This window comes from Blautia marasmi (genome assembly GCF_900258535.1).
GTDB classification, from domain to species: Bacteria; Bacillota; Clostridia; order Lachnospirales; family Lachnospiraceae; genus Blautia; species Blautia hominis.
In genome coordinates, this window is record NZ_OIWX01000001.1 from 1,732,719 (window position 1) to 1,752,653 (window position 19,935).

The 19,935-nt window shown below is 47.6% G+C and carries 21 protein-coding genes and 1 tRNA gene; 17 read left to right on the forward strand and 5 right to left on the reverse strand.

Going from position 1 to position 19,935, the window contains the following annotated elements; all coding sequences use genetic code 11:
- Nucleotides 1-248 precede the first annotated feature (248 nt).
- Nucleotides 249-833, forward strand: coding sequence for a helix-turn-helix domain-containing protein (locus C6P39_RS07690; RefSeq protein ID WP_104803356.1), 585 nt, complete (start codon nucleotides 249-251; stop codon nucleotides 831-833).
- Nucleotides 834-924: 91 nt separating this feature from the next.
- On the opposite strand, the gene C6P39_RS07695 is transcribed toward C6P39_RS07690, so the two are convergent.
- The 4 genes from C6P39_RS07695 to trmB all read right to left on the reverse strand — a co-directional run bounded on the left by C6P39_RS07695 (nucleotide 925) and on the right by trmB (nucleotide 2,419).
- Nucleotides 925-997 (reverse strand) — tRNA-Lys (locus C6P39_RS07695).
- Nucleotides 998-1,156: 159 nt separating this feature from the next.
- On the reverse strand, nucleotides 1,157-1,474 hold the full coding sequence (trxA, locus tag C6P39_RS07700) for a thioredoxin (RefSeq protein WP_065544147.1): 318 nt from the start codon (nucleotides 1,472-1,474) through the stop codon (nucleotides 1,157-1,159).
- Nucleotides 1,475-1,542: 68 nt separating this feature from the next.
- Nucleotides 1,543-1,686 carry a hypothetical protein gene (locus tag C6P39_RS27420; RefSeq protein WP_158661488.1) on the reverse strand — a complete coding sequence of 48 codons (144 nt, stop codon included), beginning with the start codon at nucleotides 1,684-1,686 and terminating at the stop codon, nucleotides 1,543-1,545.
- 79 nt (nucleotides 1,687-1,765) lie between these two features.
- On the reverse strand, nucleotides 1,766-2,419 hold the full coding sequence (trmB, locus tag C6P39_RS07705) for a tRNA (guanosine(46)-N7)-methyltransferase TrmB (RefSeq protein WP_104803357.1): 654 nt from the start codon (nucleotides 2,417-2,419) through the stop codon (nucleotides 1,766-1,768).
- 259 nt (nucleotides 2,420-2,678) lie between these two features.
- Here trmB and C6P39_RS07710 point away from each other — a divergent pair, with 259 nt between their 5' ends.
- From C6P39_RS07710 to C6P39_RS07750, 9 genes are all read left to right on the forward strand, one after another.
- The gene (locus C6P39_RS07710; protein ID WP_104803358.1) at nucleotides 2,679-2,990 is read left to right on the forward strand and encodes a hypothetical protein; all 312 of its coding nucleotides are present in this window, start codon (nucleotides 2,679-2,681) and stop codon (nucleotides 2,988-2,990) included.
- 4 nt (nucleotides 2,991-2,994) lie between these two features.
- Nucleotides 2,995-4,035, forward strand: a complete 1,041-nt coding sequence (locus tag C6P39_RS07715) for a V0D/AC39 family V-type ATPase subunit (RefSeq protein ID WP_095174703.1) — start codon at nucleotides 2,995-2,997, stop codon at nucleotides 4,033-4,035.
- A 17-nt stretch (nucleotides 4,036-4,052) separates the two neighbouring features.
- Nucleotides 4,053-6,011 carry a V-type ATP synthase subunit I gene (locus C6P39_RS07720; RefSeq protein WP_095174702.1) on the forward strand — a complete coding sequence of 653 codons (1,959 nt, stop codon included), beginning with the start codon at nucleotides 4,053-4,055 and terminating at the stop codon, nucleotides 6,009-6,011.
- 154 nt (nucleotides 6,012-6,165) lie between these two features.
- Complete coding sequence (locus C6P39_RS07725) at nucleotides 6,166-6,603, forward strand: ATP synthase subunit C (protein ID WP_065544142.1); 438 nt, start codon at nucleotides 6,166-6,168, stop codon at nucleotides 6,601-6,603.
- Between the two features lie 40 nt (nucleotides 6,604-6,643).
- The gene (locus tag C6P39_RS07730; RefSeq protein ID WP_018595531.1) at nucleotides 6,644-6,952 is read left to right on the forward strand and encodes a V-type ATP synthase subunit F; all 309 of its coding nucleotides are present in this window, start codon (nucleotides 6,644-6,646) and stop codon (nucleotides 6,950-6,952) included.
- A gap of 18 nt (nucleotides 6,953-6,970) precedes the next feature.
- Entirely contained in the window at nucleotides 6,971-7,558 is a 588-nt protein-coding gene (locus tag C6P39_RS07735) for a V-type ATP synthase subunit E (protein WP_104803359.1), read from the forward strand.
- Nucleotides 7,551-9,317, forward strand: a complete 1,767-nt coding sequence (locus tag C6P39_RS07740) for a V-type ATP synthase subunit A (RefSeq protein ID WP_095174700.1) — start codon at nucleotides 7,551-7,553, stop codon at nucleotides 9,315-9,317. Before C6P39_RS07735 ends, C6P39_RS07740 begins: the two co-directional genes overlap by 8 nt.
- A gap of 12 nt (nucleotides 9,318-9,329) precedes the next feature.
- Nucleotides 9,330-10,718, forward strand: coding sequence for a V-type ATP synthase subunit B (locus tag C6P39_RS07745; RefSeq protein WP_095174699.1), 1,389 nt, complete (start codon nucleotides 9,330-9,332; stop codon nucleotides 10,716-10,718).
- Nucleotides 10,719-10,804: 86 nt separating this feature from the next.
- Nucleotides 10,805-11,425: a V-type ATP synthase subunit D gene (locus C6P39_RS07750; protein WP_095174698.1), complete on the forward strand. Its 621-nt coding sequence runs from the start codon at nucleotides 10,805-10,807 to the stop codon at nucleotides 11,423-11,425.
- 106 nt (nucleotides 11,426-11,531) lie between these two features.
- Here C6P39_RS07750 and C6P39_RS07755 read toward each other — a convergent pair whose 3' ends face one another.
- Nucleotides 11,532-12,818 (reverse strand): AAA family ATPase, encoded by a 1,287-nt coding sequence (locus C6P39_RS07755; RefSeq protein WP_104803360.1) that lies wholly within the window; start codon nucleotides 12,816-12,818, stop codon nucleotides 11,532-11,534.
- A gap of 239 nt (nucleotides 12,819-13,057) precedes the next feature.
- Between C6P39_RS07755 and C6P39_RS07760 the strand changes: the two genes are divergently transcribed.
- Genes C6P39_RS07760 through C6P39_RS07790 form a run of 7 tightly spaced genes read left to right on the forward strand, consistent with a single transcriptional unit; the run spans nucleotide 13,058 to nucleotide 19,620 of the window.
- On the forward strand, nucleotides 13,058-14,011 hold the full coding sequence (locus C6P39_RS07760) for a substrate-binding domain-containing protein (protein ID WP_095174696.1): 954 nt from the start codon (nucleotides 13,058-13,060) through the stop codon (nucleotides 14,009-14,011).
- 27 nt (nucleotides 14,012-14,038) lie between these two features.
- Nucleotides 14,039-14,923 (forward strand): phosphate ABC transporter permease subunit PstC, encoded by an 885-nt coding sequence (pstC, locus tag C6P39_RS07765; RefSeq protein WP_242986986.1) that lies wholly within the window; start codon nucleotides 14,039-14,041, stop codon nucleotides 14,921-14,923.
- Entirely contained in the window at nucleotides 14,916-15,779 is an 864-nt protein-coding gene (gene pstA / locus C6P39_RS07770) for a phosphate ABC transporter permease PstA (protein ID WP_095174695.1), read from the forward strand. Before pstC ends, pstA begins: the two co-directional genes overlap by 8 nt.
- Before the next feature lie 54 nt (nucleotides 15,780-15,833).
- Nucleotides 15,834-16,592, forward strand: coding sequence for a phosphate ABC transporter ATP-binding protein PstB (gene pstB / locus C6P39_RS07775; protein ID WP_095174694.1), 759 nt, complete (start codon nucleotides 15,834-15,836; stop codon nucleotides 16,590-16,592).
- Nucleotide 16,593: 1 nt separating this feature from the next.
- The gene (gene phoU, locus C6P39_RS07780; protein WP_104803361.1) at nucleotides 16,594-17,265 is read left to right on the forward strand and encodes a phosphate signaling complex protein PhoU; all 672 of its coding nucleotides are present in this window, start codon (nucleotides 16,594-16,596) and stop codon (nucleotides 17,263-17,265) included.
- A 10-nt stretch (nucleotides 17,266-17,275) separates the two neighbouring features.
- A complete protein-coding gene (locus tag C6P39_RS07785) occupies nucleotides 17,276-17,953 on the forward strand; it encodes a response regulator transcription factor (RefSeq protein ID WP_104805881.1) in 678 nt (225 codons plus the stop codon).
- Complete coding sequence (locus C6P39_RS07790) at nucleotides 17,950-19,620, forward strand: sensor histidine kinase (RefSeq protein WP_104803362.1); 1,671 nt, start codon at nucleotides 17,950-17,952, stop codon at nucleotides 19,618-19,620. The genes C6P39_RS07785 and C6P39_RS07790 overlap by 4 nt, the downstream gene beginning before the upstream one ends.
- Nucleotides 19,621-19,935 lie beyond the last annotated feature (315 nt).

Here is a 19,935-nt window from a genome sequence, read left to right on the forward strand (position 1 = left end):
ATCCCCATATTAGTACAATCCGATTCCAGGCCCGTACTCTACGCAGCGTAGGTTGTGTTTTTGCTCCCGGTAACGTACTATAAAGGTAACTATTCCGTAGGTCTGCGCATTCACTGCGCTGACCGTAAGAAAGTGTACCACGGCCAAGGAAAAATCCCATCGCCAAAGGCGATTTTGCATGGATTTTTGCCTGTAACTGTGAGGGCACTGAACAGTTACCTATAAAGAAAAAACAAAGGAGTTTGATCATGAATCACTACATCACCGGCAGCACCATACGGGAGCTGCGAGAAAAAAAGAAAATGACCCAGGCAGAGCTTGCAGGCAGGCTGGACGTAAGCGACAAAACCATATCTAAATGGGAAACCTCCAAAGGCCTTCCTGATATCAGCCTGATCGAGCCTCTGGCCAAAGTGCTGGGCATATCCGTGGTGGAGCTGCTGACCGGAGACTGTGTCTCCAACAGCAACATTTCCAGCAATATGCTCCGCTCAAAGCTCTATGTCTGCCCTGTATGCGGAAATGTGATACACACCATGGGGGAAAGCGTTGTGAGCTGCTGCGGCATCACCCTTCCGGCCCTGGAAGCCGAAACCATAGATACAGGACACACCCTTGTCACAGAGATTGTAGATGATGAATATTACATCACCATGGAACATGAAATGACAAAGACACATTTTATTTCCTTCTTTGCCTATGTGACCTCCGGACGCTTTGAGCTTGTCAAGCTTTATCCCGAACAAAGCCCGGAAGCCAGGTTCCCCAAAAAGGGGCATGGTATTTTGTACGCATACTGCAACCGGCATGGGCTGATGAAAATGAAAATATAAAAAAACCGCCCGGATCTTACACAGCCGGGCGGACACAAAAAGAAAAGCACCGTCCCCGCAGCTCCAACTCTGCAAAAACAGTGCTTTTTAGTGCGCCTTCAGGGACTCGAACCCTGGACAAATAGATTAAGAGTCTACTGCTCTACCAACTGAGCTAAAGGCGCATATTTTGTAACGCAAGACATATTATAAGCGATATTCCAGAAAAATGCAAGTATCTTTTTTACATTTTTTTATGTTTTTTATCATATACATTTAACACTGCACCCAAATAACGCAATTTCCGCTGTTTTTCCACATCCGGCCGCAGGCCGGGGGCGGCTTTACAGCCACACCCCAAGTTCCTCTGCCAGCTCTTCCTTGCTGATTCCGCCGGTCTCCCGGCTCATTACCTTGCCGTCTTTTACGAACAGGAAGGTGGGAACCTGCAGGATCTTATATCTCTGGGCCAGATTGATATTTTCATCCACATTGACCTTGCCGAACAGGGCCTTGCCCTCCAAATCCTCAGACAGCTCCTCGATCACCGGTGCCATCTGTTTGCACGGGCCACACCAGGTTGCATAAAAATCCACCAGTACAGGCAGATCCGCCCCCATCACAACCTTGTCAAAATTCTGTTCCGTAATCACTTCAACCATGATTTTCTCCTTTCCGGTTAAGCGTTACACGCTTTCTTATAGTAGTTTTTACTGTTTTCCCCGTTTTCTTACTTTTTCTTTTTTCCAGCTGAACTTAAAAGCTTATTCACTTCTCCGACTGATTTCAAGATATCCGCAGTTTTGCTGCCCATTTTCCTGTTTGTATATGCCCATTCAAAGAGGGAGTTCTGCATATTTTTCATCTTTGCCATAGGATACTTCCTTTCAGGTAAAACTGCTTCTCTATATCATATGACAAAAATCCCGGACCGAAACCCGGTTTCTGCTTCCCTATCTGGCTGCGACCAGCTTGTGGATAGGATTCCCTACGGAGGAAAACTTCTCCTCATATTCCGTCATCACATTCCCCCGGTTCAGTTCCTTGTCGTGATGCAGGTCATAGGTGCAGGCCAGCAGCTTCCACCCGGCCTCCTTAACTTCCTCCACGGAAAAGTCAAAAAGCTCCCTGTTGTCTGTCTTGAACTCCACAGTGCCGTCTTTAGCCAGTATGGCGTCATAGCGCTCCAGGAACTGCCTTGATGTGAGCCTTCTCTTTGCATGGCGCTCCTTGGGCCACGGGTCGGAAAAGTTTAAATATATTCTGTCCACTTCTTCGGGATTAAATACAAGCGGCAGCTCCCTGGCATCCATTCTCATAAAAAATAAATTGTGAGGTGCCTCTGTCCCGTTTTCCCGCTCCTCCATCTTCTGGAGTGCCCGCAGCAGAACGCTGTCATACATCTCGATCCCTACATAATTAATATGCGGACTGCGAGCAGCCATGTCCATAATAAAACGGCCCTTTCCCATTCCCACCTCTATATGGATAGGATTTTCATTTCGGAACACCTCATGCCACTTTCCACGGTTTTCCTGAGGATCCTGTATCACATAAGTGCTCCCGGCAATGGCATCCTTTGCTCCGGGTATATTTCTCAAACGCATTTCATATCCAGCCTTTCTTCGCATCTTTCTTGCAGACGAAGCCGGCCGGCATACACAGCCGGCATTTTCCGCCTTCTTTCAGTATAACTGAAAACTTTTTGCTTTGTCAAAGATTACCGCAAAATTCGCCAAAAAACTTAAGAAAAACGCCCGTCACAATTATATCTTTTGTATAAATTAGCTTAAATATTATGAAGATTTCTATGGATTTTTTCTGAAAAAGGTGTATGATATATAGAAGACACAAGGAGGAAAATCTATGGAAGATGTAATCAGCAAACTGGCAGAGATTGAATCCGCCGCTTCCCGGATCATGGAGGACGTTGCTGTCCAGAAAAAAAAGCTTTCCGAAGAGAATGATGCCCAGATCAAAGCCTTCGACGAGGAAGCCGACCGGAAAACTGCCAAAGAACTGGAGTCCATCCGCAGAGACCTGGAAGTCAACATGGAAAAAGAACTGGATAACCAGAAAGCGGAAACGGATGAAATCCTGCATAAAATGGAAAAGTATTATGAAGCCCATCACGAAGAGATGGCTCAGAAACTGTATGACAAAATATTAAGGATGTGATGTTATGGGAACCCTGTTATCTTACAGCGGTCTTTCAACAAAGATCCGTGCCATGCAGAGCAAGCTCATGACGGAAAGGCAGTATCAGGAAATCGCACAGTTAGAATCTGTTCCCCAGGTGGTTGCATATTTAAAAAAGCAGCCCGGATTCAAAGAGCTGTGGACTGACCTGGATGAAAACTCCCTCCACAGGGGGGATATCGAGAAGCTGCTTACCCACACGATCCATCAGAACTTTGCTAAGATTTACAAATTCGCCAATCCCTCCCAGCGTACTTTTATGGCCCTGTACTTTAAGCGGTACGAGATCGCCATTATGAAGGAATGTCTAAGAAGGGTATTTGACAAGACCCGGGAAGGGTTGGATCTATCGCTGTTCAAAGATTTCTTTGACCGGCATTCCAAACTGGATTTGGATAAGCTGACCCAAGCAGCTACAATTGAAGAATTTGTAAACAGTCTGAAAGGTACGGAATATTACTCCCCACTGTCTAAGATCGGGGAAGAATATACACCGCTCCTTTTTGATTACGGCATGGCGCTGGACCAGTATTATTTTGCGAATATCTGGTCTGTAAAAGATAAGCTGTTCAAAAAAAGAGATCTGCAAGAAATCATAAAGGCCTACGGCAACAAATTCGATATGCTTAACCTGCAGTGGATCTACCGTTCCCGCAGGTATTACCATATGGCCCCGGCTGATATCTACGCACTGCTCATACCTGTGCACTATAAGCTCTCCCACAAAGAGATCACCGCGCTGGTGGAAGCAGCGGACAATGAGGAGTTCCGCCGCGTGCTGGATACCACTGCCTATAAAAAACGTTACCCGGAACTTGCGCCGGAGAACCTGGAAGAATACTATACTCTGAATCTCAGGAATGTCCTGGAATCGGAGGCAAGAAAATACCCGCACTCAGTCATTATGATCTATTCCTATTTTTATCACAAGGAACACGAAGTAGACCGGCTCACCACTGCCATAGAGTGTATCCGCTACGGACTGTCCCCGGCTGAGACGCTGGATTATATTCACAAAAACTAACCTCGGAGGTAATTGACATGATTGAGAAAATGAAATTCTTGAGCATTACCGGTCCGAAGTCTGACATTGACAGAGTTGTCAACGAATACCTGGCTAAGTATGAGATCCATCTGGAAAATGCCATGGCACAGCTGACGCAGGTGCAGCACCTGTCCCCTTATATTCAGATCAACCCCTACAAGGAACTTCTGAACAAAGCCACGGAATTTGCAGGGCTGCTGCAGAATACAGAGGATGTGCCGGTCCGGGATATTTCCCTGGATGAAGCCACGGATCTTATTGACTCCCTCAGCCAGAAGCTCTCAGACATCAATGCAGAATGCGATGACCTGAAGGCACAGCGGACGGCAGTTGTGGAAGACTTAAACCGTATCACCCCCTTCCTGAATCTGCCGGAAGATGTGGATAAACTGGTACACTACCGTTTTGTCCAGGTTCGTTTCGGCCGGATCGCGAAAGAATATTACAACAAATTTAAAGAGTATGTCTATGACGGCATGGACACCTGGTTCTATCCATGCCATGAAGATGAATATGTATGGGGCGTCTATTTTGTACCCTGGACCAAGATGGAGGAGGTTGACGCGATCTTCTCTTCCATGCACTTTGAAAGGATTTATCTGAAAAAGGATTATTACCACGGTACCCCCCAGGCCATTCACAGGGAGCTGAAGGAGAAACTGGAAACCATTGACAAGCACATGGCCTCCTGCCAGGAAGAGATACGGCTGCTGCTCCGCGGTGACGCTTCCGCCATACTCTCCGCAAAAGAAGCCCTGAGTGCTCTCTCCACCAATTTTGATGTGCGTAAAGTAGCGGCCTGCGTCAAGGAACATCAGGAGACCTTCTATATCCTCTGCGGATGGATGACAGAGAGGGATGCCCTCGCTTTCCAGAAAGACATTGAAAATGATGCCAAACTGTTCTGTATCATTGAGGATGACCAGAACAACATACGCACACAGCCGCCTACAAAACTGAAAAATCCAAAAGTTTTCAAGCCTTTTGAGATGTATGTTAAAATGTACGGCCTTCCCGCCTACAATGAAATGGACCCCACCATGTTCGTGGCGATCACCTATTCCTTCATCTTCGGCGCCATGTTCGGCGATGTGGGACAGGGACTTTTGCTTGCCATCGGCGGATTTTTGCTTTATAGATTCAAAAAAATGGATCTGGCGGCCATCATCGGCACTGCCGGTATCTTCTCCACTTTCTTTGGCTTCATGTTCGGCAGTATCTTCGGGTTTGAGGATGTGCTGGAACCCATATGGCTGCGGCCTGTGGACGCCATGACCAATGTACCCGGCCTGGGCAATATGAACACTGTGTTTATTGTGGCGATCGTCTTCGGTATGTTCCTTATACTGCTGACCATGGTCTTCCATATCATCAATGCAGTGAGGAGCCGCGATACGGAAAATATCCTGTTTGACCAGAATGCCGTCTGCGGACTGGTCTTCTACGGGGCGTTGACCGTTATGATCTTGTTGTACCTGACAGGACATTCTCTTCCGGCAACGGCGATCCTGGTCATCATGTTCGGTGTACCGCTTATCCTGATCATGCTGAAGGAGCCGCTGACACGTATCATTAAGAAAAAACAGCCTGTTGTGGAAGGCGGAAAGGTCATGTTCTTTGTTCAGAGCTTCTTTGAACTGTTTGAGGTAATGCTGAGTTATCTCTCCAACACCCTTTCCTTCGTCCGTATCGGCGCATTTGCGGTCAGCCATGCAGCCATGATGGGCGTTGTACTCATGCTGGGAGGCGCTGAGAGCGGAGGCAGTATCAACTGGCTGGTCATCGTGCTGGGCAATGCCTTTGTATGTGCTATGGAGGGCCTGATCGTAGGTATCCAGGTACTCCGTCTGGAATATTATGAGATGTTCAGCCGCTTCTATAAAGGCAGCGGCAGGGAATTCCACCCTTTCTTAAAGCGCGTAAAAAGAGATAACAAAAATGCAACGATTCAGTAGGTCTGCGCATTCACTGCGCTGACCGTAAAAAAGCATTCCGCAGCCAAGCAAAAATCCCATCGCCAAAGGCGATTCTGCATGGATTTTTGCCTGTAACTGTGAGGGTACTGAACAGTTACACAAAAATGCATAAACCTAAGGAGGATTCATTATTATGACAACATTAATTCAATTTACTATAGCAGCCGCATTAATTTTAAGCATCATTGTTCCCTTCGGATACTTTTTCCTGGGTGAGAAAAATAAAAAACGCTACAAAAAATCACTGGGCGTGAACTGCTTCTTCTTCTTCGGAACCCTTCTGGTGGCTTCTGTTGTGATGATCGGCGGGACCGCTTCCGTAAGCGCTGCCACTGACACAGCTTCCGCCGGACTTGCAACAGGCCTTGGCTACATCGGCGCCGCACTGGTTACCGGCCTTTCCGGTATCGGTTCCGGTATCGCTGTTGCCTCCTCCGCAAGCGCTGCACTGGGTGCCATCAGCGAGGACGGTTCCCTGTTTGGTAAATCCATGATCTTCGTAGCCATGGCAGAAGGTATTGCTCTGTACGGACTTATCATTTCCTTCATGATCTTAGGTAAACTGGGATAAGGGCTGCCTTATATTTTGAATAGAAAGAGACTGATGCATTATGAAAATGTTTTTGATCAGCGATAATATTGACACCTACACAGGAATGCGGCTAGCAGGCGTGGAAGGTGTTGTGGTGCATGAACGCGAAGAGCTGAGAAAAGCTCTGGAGGACGCCATTGCCAACAAGGAAAACGGCATCATCCTGCTGACGGAAAAATTCGGCAGGGAGTTTCCCGATATCATTGACGACATGCGGCTGAACCATCGTCTGCCGCTCATTATAGAAATTCCCGACAGACATGGTACTGGCCGTGCACCCGATTTTATTCTCTCTTATGTCAATGAGGCGATCGGTTTGAAATTATAGATAAAGAAGGTGAACGACATGACAACCGAAGAAAAACTGCAGCATTTCTACGAAGTATCTATGGAAAGCGCACGGGAGGAGTCTGAAAAAGCCCTGCAAGAATACCGGGCCGCCCTCTCCCAGATGCTGGCTGAACATAAAGAAGATAAACAGAAAAATGCCGCCAACCAGTTAAAACTGGAGACGGAGAACGCAAAACGTGAGATAAACAAGGCATTGTCTGCGGAGCAGCTTCACATTAAAAGACGTCTGTCCAAGAAACAGCAGGAACTGCGTGAGGAATTGTTTGTGGAAGTCAGGAACAAACTGGAGACTTTTATGGGCAGCGCTGAATACCTTGGCTGGCTGGAAGAAAAGATCCGGGAGGCTCTGACTATTGCCGGTGAGGACGAAGTTCAGATTTATCTGACCCCTGCGGACGCCAACCTGCTGGAAACCCTTGCAGCCAGATGCGGGACCCCTCTCTGCCTGTCGGAAACTCCCTTCATGGGCGGTGTCCGCGCGGTGATCCCGGCAAAGAATATTTTAATTGACCACACATTCAAAACTTTATACGAGAACGAAAAAGAAGAATTTAATTTTGACGGAGGACTGCTACATGAATAGAACAGGAATTATCTACGGCATCAACGGTCCCGTCATTTATCTGAAAGGTAATACAGGATTCAAGATGTCGGAAATGGTATACGTGGGAAAGGAAAACCTGGTAGGCGAGGTCATTTCCCTGAAAAAGGATACCACCACTGTTCAGGTTTTCGAAGAAACCAGCGGTTTAAGACCAGGGGAGACGGTCACTGCCACAGGTGATGCCATCTCCGTTATGCTGGGCCCGGGAATCCTGGACAATATATTCGACGGCATCCAGCGTCCCCTCTCTGTCATTGCTGAGCAGTCCGGCAAATACATCTCCCGCGGTATGCAGGTAGATTCCCTGGACACAGAGAAAAAATGGGACGTGCATATGACTATAAAGGACGGCATGGAGGTTCACGGCGGCACCATCATCGCGGAGCTGCAGGAAACCCCGTCTATTGTGCATAAATCCATGGTTCCGCCTCAGGTGGAAGGTATTGTATCCCAAGTGGTAAAGGACGGCGCATACACCGTGACTGACGTTCTGGCAGTGGTCCAGCTTGCCGACGGCAGCGAATATCCCCTGAAACTGGCGCAGAAATGGCCTATCCGTATCCCGCGCCCCACAAACAAACGTTACCCGGCCACCATCCCTTTGGTTACGGGGCAGCGTATCCTGGACACCCTGTTTCCCATTGCCAAGGGCGGCACAGCAGCCGTTCCCGGCGGTTTCGGAACAGGTAAGACCATGACCCAGCATCAGATCGCCAAATGGTCTGACGCGGATATCATTGTCTACATCGGCTGCGGCGAGCGCGGCAATGAGATGACGCAGGTTCTGGAAGATTTCTCAAAGCTCCACGATCCCAAGACGGGCAATGCCCTCATGGCCCGCACCACACTCATCGCCAACACTTCCAACATGCCGGTGGCAGCCCGTGAGGCTTCCATCTACACAGGTATCTCCCTGGCGGAATATTACCGGGATATGGGATACGATGTGGCGATCATGGCTGACTCCACATCCAGGTGGGCTGAGGCTCTGCGAGAGCTGTCCGGACGTCTGGAGGAAATGCCCGCCGAGGAAGGCTTCCCGGCTTATCTGGCATCCCGCCTCTCCGCATTCTACGAGAGGGCAGGCATGATGCAGAACTTAAACGGCACGGAGGGTTCTGTATCCATCATTGGGGCCGTGTCCCCCCAGGGCGGTGACTTCTCCGAACCTGTCACCCAGAACACCAAGCGTTTTGTGCGCTGTTTCTGGGGTCTTGATAAATCCCTGGCTTATGCCAGACATTTCCCGGCGATTCACTGGCTTACCAGCTACAGCGAATATCTGGGCGACCTGTCCCACTGGTACAGTGAAAATGTATCACCCAAATTTGTGGACGACAGAAACCGCCTGATGGCTATCTTAAACCAGGAGAGCAGCCTGATGGAGATCGTAAAGCTGATCGGAAGCGATGTACTGCCGGATGACCAGAAACTGACTCTGGAGATCGCGAGAGTCATCCGTCTGGGCTTCCTGCAGCAGAATGCTTTCCATCCCGACGATACCTGTGTGTCCCTGGACAAACAGTTTAAGATGATGGAGGTCATCCTCTATCTGTATAAACGCTGCAGAAGCCTGATCGCCATGGGTATGCCCATGTCAGTGCTCCGCAGGGAGAATATATTTGAGAAGATCATCTCCATCAAATATGATGTTCCCAATGACAAGCTGGAACTGATCGACGATTACATGAAGGCCGTTGACGACTTCTACAACACCGTCATGGAAAAAAATGCATAAGGAGGAACGATTATGGCAATTGAATATCTCGGCTTGAGCGAAATCAATGGACCTCTGGTTGTGCTGGAGGGCGTGCGCGATGCCTCCTTTGATGAAATTGTAGAGTTCAAGGTGGACGACGGTTCCAAAAAGCTGGGCCGAATTGTTGAAATATATGAAGACAAAGCAGTCATCCAGGTGTTTGAGGGTACGGAAAACATGTCCCTTTTGAACACCCACACAAAACTCACAGGCCATCCCATGGAGGTGGAGCTTTCCTCCGATATCCTGGGAAGGACCTTCAATGGTATCGGTAAACCCATTGACGGCCTTGGCCCTGTCATGCCGGAAGTCCGCTCCAACATTAACGGACTTCCCCTTAACCCTGTGACCAGGGAGTATCCACGTAACTATATCCAGACCGGTATCTCAGCCATTGACGGTCTGACTACCTTGATCAGGGGACAGAAGCTGCCTATTTTCTCCGGAAACGGCCTTCCCCATGACCAGTTAGCAGCCCAGATCGTGCAGCAGGCTTCCCTTGGTGGGGACAGCAATGAAAAATTCGCTATTGTATTTGCCGCCATGGGTGTCAAATATGACGTGGCTGAATTTTTCCGCCGTACTTTTGAGGAGAGCGGTGTTGCGGACCATGTGGTCATGTACCTGAACCTGGCAAATGACCCGGTTGTGGAACGACTGATCACCCCCAAAGTGGCCCTGACCGCTGCGGAGTATCTGGCATTTGAAAAGGGTATGCATATTCTTGTGATCCTGACCGATATCACATCCTTTGCGGAGGCCATGCGTGAAGTTTCCTCCTCAAAAGGAGAGATTCCTTCCAGAAAGGGTTATCCCGGATATCTGTACAGTGAACTGGCAACCCTGTACGAGCGGGCCGGCATTGTAAGAGGCGGAACCGGCTCTGTCACACAGATCCCCATCCTGACCATGCCCAATGATGATATCACACATCCGATCCCTGACCTTACAGGCTACATTACGGAAGGCCAGATCGTACTGGAGCGTCAGCTTCACGGGCAGGCTATCTATCCGCCTATCAATGTTCTGCCTTCCCTGTCTAGGCTTATGAAGGACGGTATCGGTGAGGGGTACACAAGGGGCGACCATCAGGATGTAGCCAATCAGCTTTTCTCCTGCTACGCCAAGGTAGGCGACGCAAGAGCACTGGCATCTGTAATCGGTGAGGATGAACTTTCACCGCTGGATAAAAAATACCTGAAATTCGGTGACGCCTTTGAACATGACTTTGTAGGACAGAGGCCGGATGAGAACCGGAGCATTGAGGAAACCCTTGATTTAGGCTGGAAACTGTTAGGCATGATTCCAAGAGACGAACTGGACCGTATCGACACCAAGATTCTGGATCAGTATTATCATCCTCTTGATGAGGAAGCATAGTTAATGAAAATCAGGACGCAGTCAGGCAGCCGCCGCTGTGAGTCTGAAAGGCTTAACAGCAAAGTCTTTATAGAAAGGGTGATGTTATGGATCCAAATACCTTTCCAACCAAAGGTAACCTTATATTAGCAAAAAATTCCCTTACACTGTCCAGGCAGGGATTTGATCTGATGGATAAGAAGAGGAATATCCTGATCCGTGAGCTGATGGATCTGATCGACCAGGCCAAGGATATCCAGGACCAGATTGATATCACCTTCCGCACCGCCTATGCAGCACTCCAGAAGGCCAACATGGAGATCGGTATCAACTATGTGCAGGAGATATCCCGCACTGTGCCGGTGGAGGATTCCATCCGCATCAAGACCAGAAGCGTCATGGGGACCGAGATCCCCCTGGTGCAGTCAGATCCGCCGTCAGGGGCACCTACCTATGCTTACTACGGCACCAAAGCCTCCCTGGATGAAGCGAAAGCGGCCTTTGAGAAGGTAAAGCAGCTCACCATCCGCCTGTCCATGGTGGAGAATTCCGCTTACAGGCTGGCTATCAATATTAAGAAAACCCAGAAGCGCGCCAACGCGCTGAAAAATATCACGATCCCAAAATTTGAGGATCTGACAAAATCTATTTCCAACGCACTGGAGGAAAAAGAGAGGGAAGAATTCACCCGACTAAAAGTTATTAAACGGATGCAGAACAAAGGGTAAAGTAATAGAAAGCACACGTGGCGGGTTTGTATTATCATAAGTAAAGGCTGCAGGAAATGTAAATATACATTTTCCGGCAGCCTTTTCCTTCCTCTCATACGAAAAGCTATCCCTTTACAATTGACAACTCTTTTTTATAAAACCCTATTCCATATTTTATAATAGTCCTACTTATCTCTTTTTTATAAACACTGGCTAATTCCTGATTAGGAATGCATAAAACAAAATCTCCGCCATATTCCGGTTCCTCAAGGGCATCCGCCTTCAGGTATCCCGTCATAACCAAAAAACTGAAGATATTATCCGGATTATCATAAATAGTCGGATACACGACCTGCGTATTAAGCGAAGTTATAAGATACCCGCCATCCATCACCTGCTTTAATGCCGCTTCTGTCTCAGGGGTACTCTTTTCAATTATCTTGTGTATGAAATCATTACTGCTTGTGGACAGCCAGTAAGGTGCAGGTTTATTTCCGGAACGAATATATTTTACTACTGACCATGGATTATAAATATCCAGCCCGCCCAAATTATAACCATTATACCAAGCTCTTATTTCCCCACGTTTATCCCCGCAGTCATAATAGGCGGCAATCTCATCAACCTCTTCCTGTGTGAAACCAAAATATTCCCTGTAAGGTTCATCCAATACGGTATACACATCTAAATTATTTAAACCGCTGAATATACTCTCCTGTGCGATATGAAGAATCCCTGTCAAAACAGCAAATTTTAAATTCTGGTTGTCTTTTAGCCCTCCGGAAAGCCAGTTTCTCATAAAATTAATTATTTTATCGTAAAAATCCATCATATGCTCTTGTTGTATGGGGACATCATATTCATCTATAAGAAGGATTGCCGGTGTCTTATGATGAATTTTTAAATAACCTGTCAGACGGTTTAAGGAATCCTGCCAATCTGCATCAGAAGCACTCATATTCAGGATACGTTCCATATATAATTTGTCAAACCTGGTAAGGTTTTTACTTTCCAGTAAATCGACGTGACGATTAAATTCTAATTGTATTACATTCTTCAGTTTTTCATATGTTTCTTCCCAACTGTCACACTTTATATCCTTCAAGGTTAAATACACCACCGGATATTTGCCCTGCTCCCCTCTATATTTCTCGCTAGGCTCACATTTCCATATTTTCAACTCACTGAACAATCCCACTGCTGCCTCTTCCGTTCTTTCAAAAAACGATTTTATCATACTCATATTCAGAGTCTTACCGAATCGTCTGGGCCTTGTCAGCAGTGTTACTTCTGATCCTGAGTTAATAATATCTCTTATGAGCAGTGACTTATCAACAAAATAATATTGCTCTTCCCTGATCTTCCTAAAATCACTGATTCCTACCGGAAGAATTTTTTTACATTTATCCATATAAACCTCCTACAGCAATATTTACGATCAGCCGCTTCCTAAAGAGATTATAGCACATATTTTCTGTAATTATAAACTTTATAGGTTATTTAACATTTAACAATTGAAAATAAGTCCCATTTAACTTTACTTACATTTAACAAAACTAAGATTTTGTATTTAACTTTCCCATTATATACTAAAATTCGTAACGAGGACAAATAATAGACAATGTGAGGAAAAAAAAGGAGATTAAAACTATGAAAAGATTAGCAGCAATTTTACTCGCCGGTGTGATGGTATTCGGACTTGCCGCATGCGGTGGAAATGAAGATGCAGATAACAGCACAGACACAAACTCCGGTACAGAAGCTACTGCTGATAAAGCCGATACAGACAGTAGTTCAAAAGACGATAAAAGCAGCGACTGGGACAGCAGCAATGACATTACCGTAGTATCCAGAGAGGATGGTTCCGGTACACGCGGTGCTTTTGTGGAACTCTTCGGTATCGAGGAGGAAGTAGACGGAGAAAAAATGGATATGACTACAGAGGAAGCCAACATCACCAACAGCACGTCTGTTATGATGTCATCCGTGGCACAGAATGAATACAGCATTGGCTATATTTCTCTGGGCTCTTTAAATGATACAGTAAAAGCTTTGAAGATTGACGGCACGGAAGCCACAGCAGAAAACATCAAAGCCGGAACTTACAAGATTTCCAGACCATTTAACATTGCGGTAAAAGAAGATGCAAGCGAAGCTGCACAGGATTTCATAAACTATATCCTGAGTAAAGAAGGCCAGGCTATTGTTGCTGACAACAATTACATCCCGCTGGATAACGCAGAAGCCTACGCATCTAACGGAGCTTCCGGCAAAGTTGTAGTGGCAGGTTCTTCCTCCGTATCACCTGTTATGGAAAAACTGAAAGAAGCTTACGCGGATGCCAACAGCAATGTAGAAATTGAGATTCAGACAAGTGATTCCACCACAGGTATGCAGAACGCTATCGACGGTGTCTGCGATATCGGAATGGCTTCCAGAGAACTGAAAGATTCCGAACTGGACGCAGGCCTCACCCCCACAGTCATTGCACTGGACGGTATTGCCGTTATTGTCAACAATGACAATCCTACCGATGAAATGACTTCCGACCAGGTGAAATCCATCTTTACCGGAGATGCTCTGGCTTGGGATGAAGCGTTGTGATCATAACTTATGACCGAGGTTAAAAGCATGAAAAAAAATATGGTATCTCGCAAACAAAATAAGCTTAAAGAACAAGTAATGCAGGCAGTCTTTTTTATAGCTGCCTGCGCATCTATATTTGCAGTTGTATTAATTTGTCTCTTTCTTTTTGTAAACGGTATCCCGGCCATGAAAGAGATCGGCATTTTCGATTTTCTTCTCGGTGAGCGCTGGAAACCGGGCAACAATATTTTTGGTATTTTTCCCATGATTATGGGAAGTATTTATGTAACAGCCGGAGCCATTGTCATCGGCGTGCCTGTGGGCATCCTGACCTCTGTCTTTATGGCTGAATATTGTCCGAAAAAAATTTACCCGTTTTTGAAATCCGCCACGGAACTGCTGGCCGGGATCCCATCGGTTGTATACGGTTTCTTCGGTCTTGTGGTACTGGTACCCCTGATCCGCAGTCTTTTTCAGGAGGGAAACGGAAACAGTATGCTCACTGCCTCTATCCTTCTTGGAATCATGATCCTGCCCACCATCATCGGTGTCAGCGAATCTGCCCTGCGTTCCGTGCCCCGCACCTATTATGAAGGGGCTTTGGCACTGGGAGCCACACATGAGAGAAGTATCTTCGCCATTGTCCTTCCCGCGGCAAAATCCGGTGTTATAGCCGGTGTGGTACTGGGCATCGGACGTGCTATCGGTGAGACTATGGCAGTTGTCATGATCGCGGGCAACCAGCCCAGGATGCCAAGAGGGATCTTAAGAGGTGTCCGGACCATGACTGCCAATATTGTACTGGAAATGGGCTATGCAGCAGACCTGCACAGGGAAGCTCTCATTGCCACAGGTGTTGTGCTCTTTGTCTTTATCCTGCTGATCAACTTCTGCGTTGCCCTGCTCAATCGGAGGAACCGCCATGCATAATAAAAAAAATCTGCGGCAGAAACTAAAAGAATACAAGCGCACACCCGGCTCCTTTCTCCTTATGCTGCTGGTCATGCTCTGCACTGCCATTACCTTTGCTGTCCTATTTTTCCTAATTGCCTATATTTTAATAAACGGGGTTCCCAATCTGAATCCCGGACTTTTTTCCTGGACCTATACATCGGAAAACGCATCCATGATGCCTTCCATTATCAACACCCTGATCATCACATTTTTATCACTCCTGATCGCCGTCCCCCTTGGGATCTTCTCTGCCATATATCTGGTGGAATACGCCAAACGCGGCAACAAATTTGTGGAGATCATCCGGCTTACTACCGAGACCCTGTCCGGTATCCCTTCTATTGTATACGGACTGTTTGGCGCTCTTTTCTTTGTGACTACCCTGAAGTGGGGATATTCCCTGCTGGCCGGCGCTCTGACCCTGTCCATCATGATTCTCCCCCTGATCATGCGTACCACGGAGGAGGCTCTGAAATCAGTCCCTGACTCTTTCCGTGAGGGAAGTTTCGGCCTTGGAGCCGGAAAGTTAAGAACAGTATTTAAGATCGTGCTGCCAAGTGCCATCCCGGGTATTCTGGCAGGCGTTATTCTGTCCATAGGCAGAATTGTGGGGGAAACCGCTGCACTGATCTATACAGCCGGTGCTGTGGCTGAGGTGCCGTCAGGCGTCATGTCATCAGGCTCCACACTGGCTGTCCATATGTACAATCTCTCCAGGGAGGGTCTGTATATGGATCAGGCCTACGCGGTATCTGTCATACTGCTTCTGCTTGTACTGGTCATCAACTGGATATCCGGTACATTGGCAAAAAAACTGACGAAAGGAGTATAATAACTATTCATCCGATCTGTACATTTACCGGACTGAACAGTTATCAAATATAAAATGAATAATACGGAAAAGATATCCATCAGCAGCCTTGACTTATACTATACAGATTTTAAGGCCCTGAAAAACATAAACTTAAAAGTACCTGAAAATAAAATAACCGCATTCATCGGCCCCTCAGGCTGCGGCAAATCTACCCTTCTCAAATCCCTGAATCGCATGAATGACCTGGTTGAGGGCTGCCGCATTGACGGCAGTATCCTTCTGGACGGTGAAGACATTTACGGTAAGATGGATGTAAACCTGCTCAGAAAAAGAGTGGGTATGGTGTTCCAGAAACCCAACCCCTTCCCTATGAGCATTTACGACAACATTGCTTTCGGCCCCCGCACCCACGGTGTCCATTCCAAAGCAAAGCTGGATGATATTGTGGAAAAATCCCTGCGGGATGCAGCCATCTGGGATGAAACAAAAGACCGTCTGAAACAGAACGCCCTGGGTATGTCCGGAGGACAGCAGCAGAGGCTCTGCATTGCCCGGGCACTGGCAGTACAGCCGGAAGTCCTTCTCATGGATGAACCCACATCCGCACTTGACCCCATTTCCACTTCCAAGATTGAAGACCTGGCAGTGGAACTGAAGAAGGATTACACCATTGTCATGGTGACCCATAACATGCAGCAGGCAGCCCGTATTTCCGATAAAACTGCATTTTTCCTGCTGGGAGAAATTGTGGAGTACGGGGAAACGGAACAGATATTCTCAATGCCTCAGGATAAACGGACTGAGGACTATATTACAGGGAGGTTTGGTTAATATGCGCACAAGATTTGACAAACAGCTGGAACAGCTTCATGTGGAACTGATCAAAATGGGAAGCCTGTGTGAGCAGGCCATTACCCTGGCCGCCCAGGCACTGGATGAACCGGAGCCGGATGTGGTCAGGAAAGTGGCTGTCATGGAGGGAGAGATCGACGAAAAAGAACGGGAGATTGAAAACATCTGTATGCGCCTTCTTCTCCAGCAACAGCCTGTAGCCCGTGATCTGAGGATCATATCGGCTGCCCTTAAAATGATATCAGACCTGGAACGTATCGGTGACCAGGCAGCGGACATCTCGGACCTGGCCCCCTATATTGTCAAAAGCAGCATCAGCAGCAAAGTACAGATCCACGATATGGCAGCAGCAACCATCCGTATGGTAACCTTAAGTGTGGATGCCTTCGTGAAAAATGATTTAGAGCTGGCAGAATCCGTGGTCATCTCCGATGATATTGTGGACGATCTCTTCAACAAAATAAAAGGGGAGCTTCTGGATCTGATCAAAAAAAACAATGCTGACCCCAGAGCTGCCCTGGATATCCTCATGGCTGCCAAATACTTTGAACGCATTGGTGACCACGCTGTCAATGTGGCAGAGTGGGTACAGTATTCCATAACAGGCATTCACCAGAGCGACGAACATCATCTGGATGCCGAAAAAGAATGAGGTGAATAAATTGATCTATCTTGTAGAGGACGATGAAAATATCCGGGAATTGGTCACTTACACCCTAAACAGCCAGGGATTGGAGGCTGAGGGATTTGCACGGCCTTCTGATTTTTGGGATGCCATATACATGGCTGTCCCCTCTCTGGTCCTTCTGGATATTATGCTTCCGGAGGAAGATGGACTGAGCATTTTGAAAAAGCTCCGCACATCCAGAGATACCAAAAAGCTTCCTGTCATCATGCTGACTGCAAAAGGAAGCGAATATGACACGGTGCTGGGCCTGGACAACGGAGCCGACGATTATATTCCAAAACCTTTCCGGATGATGGAACTGATTTCCCGCATCCGTGCCCTGCTGCGCCGCAGCCAGGAACAGGAAAAGATTCCGGAATACCGCCTCGGCTCCCTCTACGTCTGCCCCTCACGCCACATTGTGCGGGTGGATGGTGAGGAGATCATCCTGACTTTAAAAGAATTTGAACTGCTCTGCCTGCTTCTGTCCGAACAGGAAACCGTATTTACCAGAGCTCAGCTTCTGGACCGTATCTGGGGATACGAATTTGACGGGGAGAGCCGGACTATTGACGTCCACGTCCGAACCTTGCGCCAAAAACTGGGGATCGCCGGTGACTGTATCAAAACCGTAAGGGGCGTAGGCTATAAAATTGGAGGAAAAACCGCATGACAAAACGAATCTTCCGCTCCATAATGCTTGTATCCGCCCTGGTACTGGTCATTGGGCTGGGTTTTATTATGGGCATCCTATATCACTATTTCGGCAGCCAGATTGAAAAAGAACTGAAGTCTGAGACTGCGTATCTGGCTATCTCTGTGGAAAACATGGGCCTCTCTGCTCTGGAAAAACTTCCCGCGGAATCCGCCAGAGTCACTTTGATCGCTGAGGACGGTACCGTTCTCTTTGACAACAAGGCAGAGGCCTCCGGTATGGAAAACCACGCTGACCGCCAGGAAGTGATCGCAGCGAAATTAAAGGGAACCGGAAAGGCCACCCGCCAGTCCGACACCCTTGCGGAAAAAACCATCTATTATGCCAAACAACTGGAAAACGGACAGATCCTCCGTGTTTCCAGCACCCAGTATACGGTTGCGGCCCTGATCGGAGAGCTGGTCCAGCCTATGCTGTATGTACTGCTCATGATGGTGGTCCTCTCCGCTCTCTTTGCTGCCAGGATTTCCAAAAAGATCGTCTCGCCTATCAACAGCCTTGATCTGGACGAACCTGAGCGCACAGAGGCCTATGATGAGATTTCCCCGCTGCTTACCAAGATCAACAAACAGCAGCGCACCATCCGCAGACAGCTCTCAGATGCCAGGAGACAGCAGCAGGAGTTTTCCATTATCACTGAAAATATGAGTGAGGGCCTCTTAGTCATTGACGCCCAGACAGACCTTCTCTCCTACAATTCCAGTGCCCTGCACCTGCTGGATGCCACGGAAGCACAGGCCCATGCCAGTGTTCTGGCACTTAACAGAAGCGAACCCTTCCAGCAGACCGTGGACGCGGTCCTGTCCGGAAAACACACTTCATCCAACCTGCAGATCGGTGATAATTTCTGCCAGGTCATCGCCAACCCGGTGCTGCGAGACAAGGAAGTCACAGGCGCAGTGCTCTTATTGGTTGACATAACTGAGAAAATTCAGCGCGAAAACCTAAGGCGTGAATTTACTGCCAATGTATCACACGAATTAAAGACACCTCTTACTTCCATCTCCGGTTTTGCGGAAATCATTCAGGACGGATTTGTGAAGCCTGAGGACATCAATAAATTTGCAGGAAAAATTTTCGATGAGGCCCAGAGGCTGATCGCTTTAGTTGGAGATGTCATCAAGATCTCCCAGCTCGATGAGGGCTGTCTTCCGTATCAAAAGGAGGAAACAGACTTTTATACGCTGGCTAAAGAGACCCTGGAACGTCTGCGGGAGCCGGCAAAACGCAGGCAGGTTTCCCTCTTTCTGGAAGGGGAACATGCATCACTCGCCACCACGAAGCCGATCTTGGAGGAAGTGTTGTACAATCTGTGCGACAATGCCATTAAGTATAACCATCCGGACGGAAAAGTGACGATCACTGTGCTGAACGGAAAAAACACGGTCAGCATATCTGTAGCAGACACCGGAATCGGAATCCCCATCGCAGATCAGGCCAGAGTATTTGAACGGTTTTACAGAGTGGATAAGAGCCATTCTAAAGAAATCGGCGGAACCGGGCTTGGACTGTCCATCGTGAAGCATGGGGCGGCTTATTTGGGGGCGCAGGTGGAACTGGATAGTGTAGTTGGTGAGGGGAGTACGTTTCGGCTTATTTGGGGGAAGAATGGGAGCATAAAGTAACTGGAATGTTGACGGTAATACTGGCTTATGCGGACGATACTGGAATGTTGACGGTAATACTGGCTTATGCGGACGATACAGAGAAGCGGAACCTCAGACGGAATAGTCGGAACGTGAAGAGTTTCTAAATGAAAAACGGCCTCCGGGTACGTGAACCGGATAGAACCGCAAACTAATCTGATGATTAGTCTGCTCAACTATCCTTGAAATTTGATTCGGAAATCAAATTTCATCACGCACCCGGAGGCCGTTTTTCATTAAGAAACTCTATTCACGTCCCTCCAATATTCCGCCTGAGGTTCCGCTTCTCTGTAT

Excerpts from the sequence above, each read along its gene's own strand:
- C6P39_RS27420 (WP_158661488.1), bottom strand. The coding sequence starts at position 1,686 with ATGGCAAAGATGAAAAATATGCAGAACTCCCTCTTTGAATGGGCATAT.
- C6P39_RS07750 (WP_095174698.1), top strand. The coding sequence starts at position 10,805 with ATGGATCCAAATACCTTTCCAACCAAAGGTAACCTTATATTAGCAAAA.
- C6P39_RS07710 (WP_104803358.1), top strand. The coding sequence starts at position 2,679 with ATGGAAGATGTAATCAGCAAACTGGCAGAGATTGAATCCGCCGCTTCC.
- C6P39_RS07730 (WP_018595531.1), top strand. The coding sequence starts at position 6,644 with ATGAAAATGTTTTTGATCAGCGATAATATTGACACCTACACAGGAATG.
- C6P39_RS07740 (WP_095174700.1), top strand. The coding sequence starts at position 7,551 with ATGAATAGAACAGGAATTATCTACGGCATCAACGGTCCCGTCATTTAT.
- C6P39_RS07720 (WP_095174702.1), top strand. The coding sequence starts at position 4,053 with ATGATTGAGAAAATGAAATTCTTGAGCATTACCGGTCCGAAGTCTGAC.
- C6P39_RS07745 (WP_095174699.1), top strand. The coding sequence starts at position 9,330 with ATGGCAATTGAATATCTCGGCTTGAGCGAAATCAATGGACCTCTGGTT.
- C6P39_RS07715 (WP_095174703.1), top strand. The coding sequence starts at position 2,995 with ATGGGAACCCTGTTATCTTACAGCGGTCTTTCAACAAAGATCCGTGCC.
- pstA (WP_095174695.1), top strand. The coding sequence starts at position 14,916 with ATGCATAATAAAAAAAATCTGCGGCAGAAACTAAAAGAATACAAGCGC.
- C6P39_RS07755 (WP_104803360.1), bottom strand. The coding sequence starts at position 12,818 with ATGGATAAATGTAAAAAAATTCTTCCGGTAGGAATCAGTGATTTTAGG.
- C6P39_RS07735 (WP_104803359.1), top strand. The coding sequence starts at position 6,971 with ATGACAACCGAAGAAAAACTGCAGCATTTCTACGAAGTATCTATGGAA.
- C6P39_RS07690 (WP_104803356.1), top strand. The coding sequence starts at position 249 with ATGAATCACTACATCACCGGCAGCACCATACGGGAGCTGCGAGAAAAA.
- phoU (WP_104803361.1), top strand. The coding sequence starts at position 16,594 with ATGCGCACAAGATTTGACAAACAGCTGGAACAGCTTCATGTGGAACTG.
- trmB (WP_104803357.1), bottom strand. The coding sequence starts at position 2,419 with ATGCGTTTGAGAAATATACCCGGAGCAAAGGATGCCATTGCCGGGAGC.
- C6P39_RS07760 (WP_095174696.1), top strand. The coding sequence starts at position 13,058 with ATGAAAAGATTAGCAGCAATTTTACTCGCCGGTGTGATGGTATTCGGA.
- pstB (WP_095174694.1), top strand. The coding sequence starts at position 15,834 with ATGAATAATACGGAAAAGATATCCATCAGCAGCCTTGACTTATACTAT.
- C6P39_RS07790 (WP_104803362.1), top strand. The coding sequence starts at position 17,950 with ATGACAAAACGAATCTTCCGCTCCATAATGCTTGTATCCGCCCTGGTA.
- pstC (WP_242986986.1), top strand. The coding sequence starts at position 14,039 with ATGAAAAAAAATATGGTATCTCGCAAACAAAATAAGCTTAAAGAACAA.
- trxA (WP_065544147.1), bottom strand. The coding sequence starts at position 1,474 with ATGGTTGAAGTGATTACGGAACAGAATTTTGACAAGGTTGTGATGGGG.
- C6P39_RS07725 (WP_065544142.1), top strand. The coding sequence starts at position 6,166 with ATGACAACATTAATTCAATTTACTATAGCAGCCGCATTAATTTTAAGC.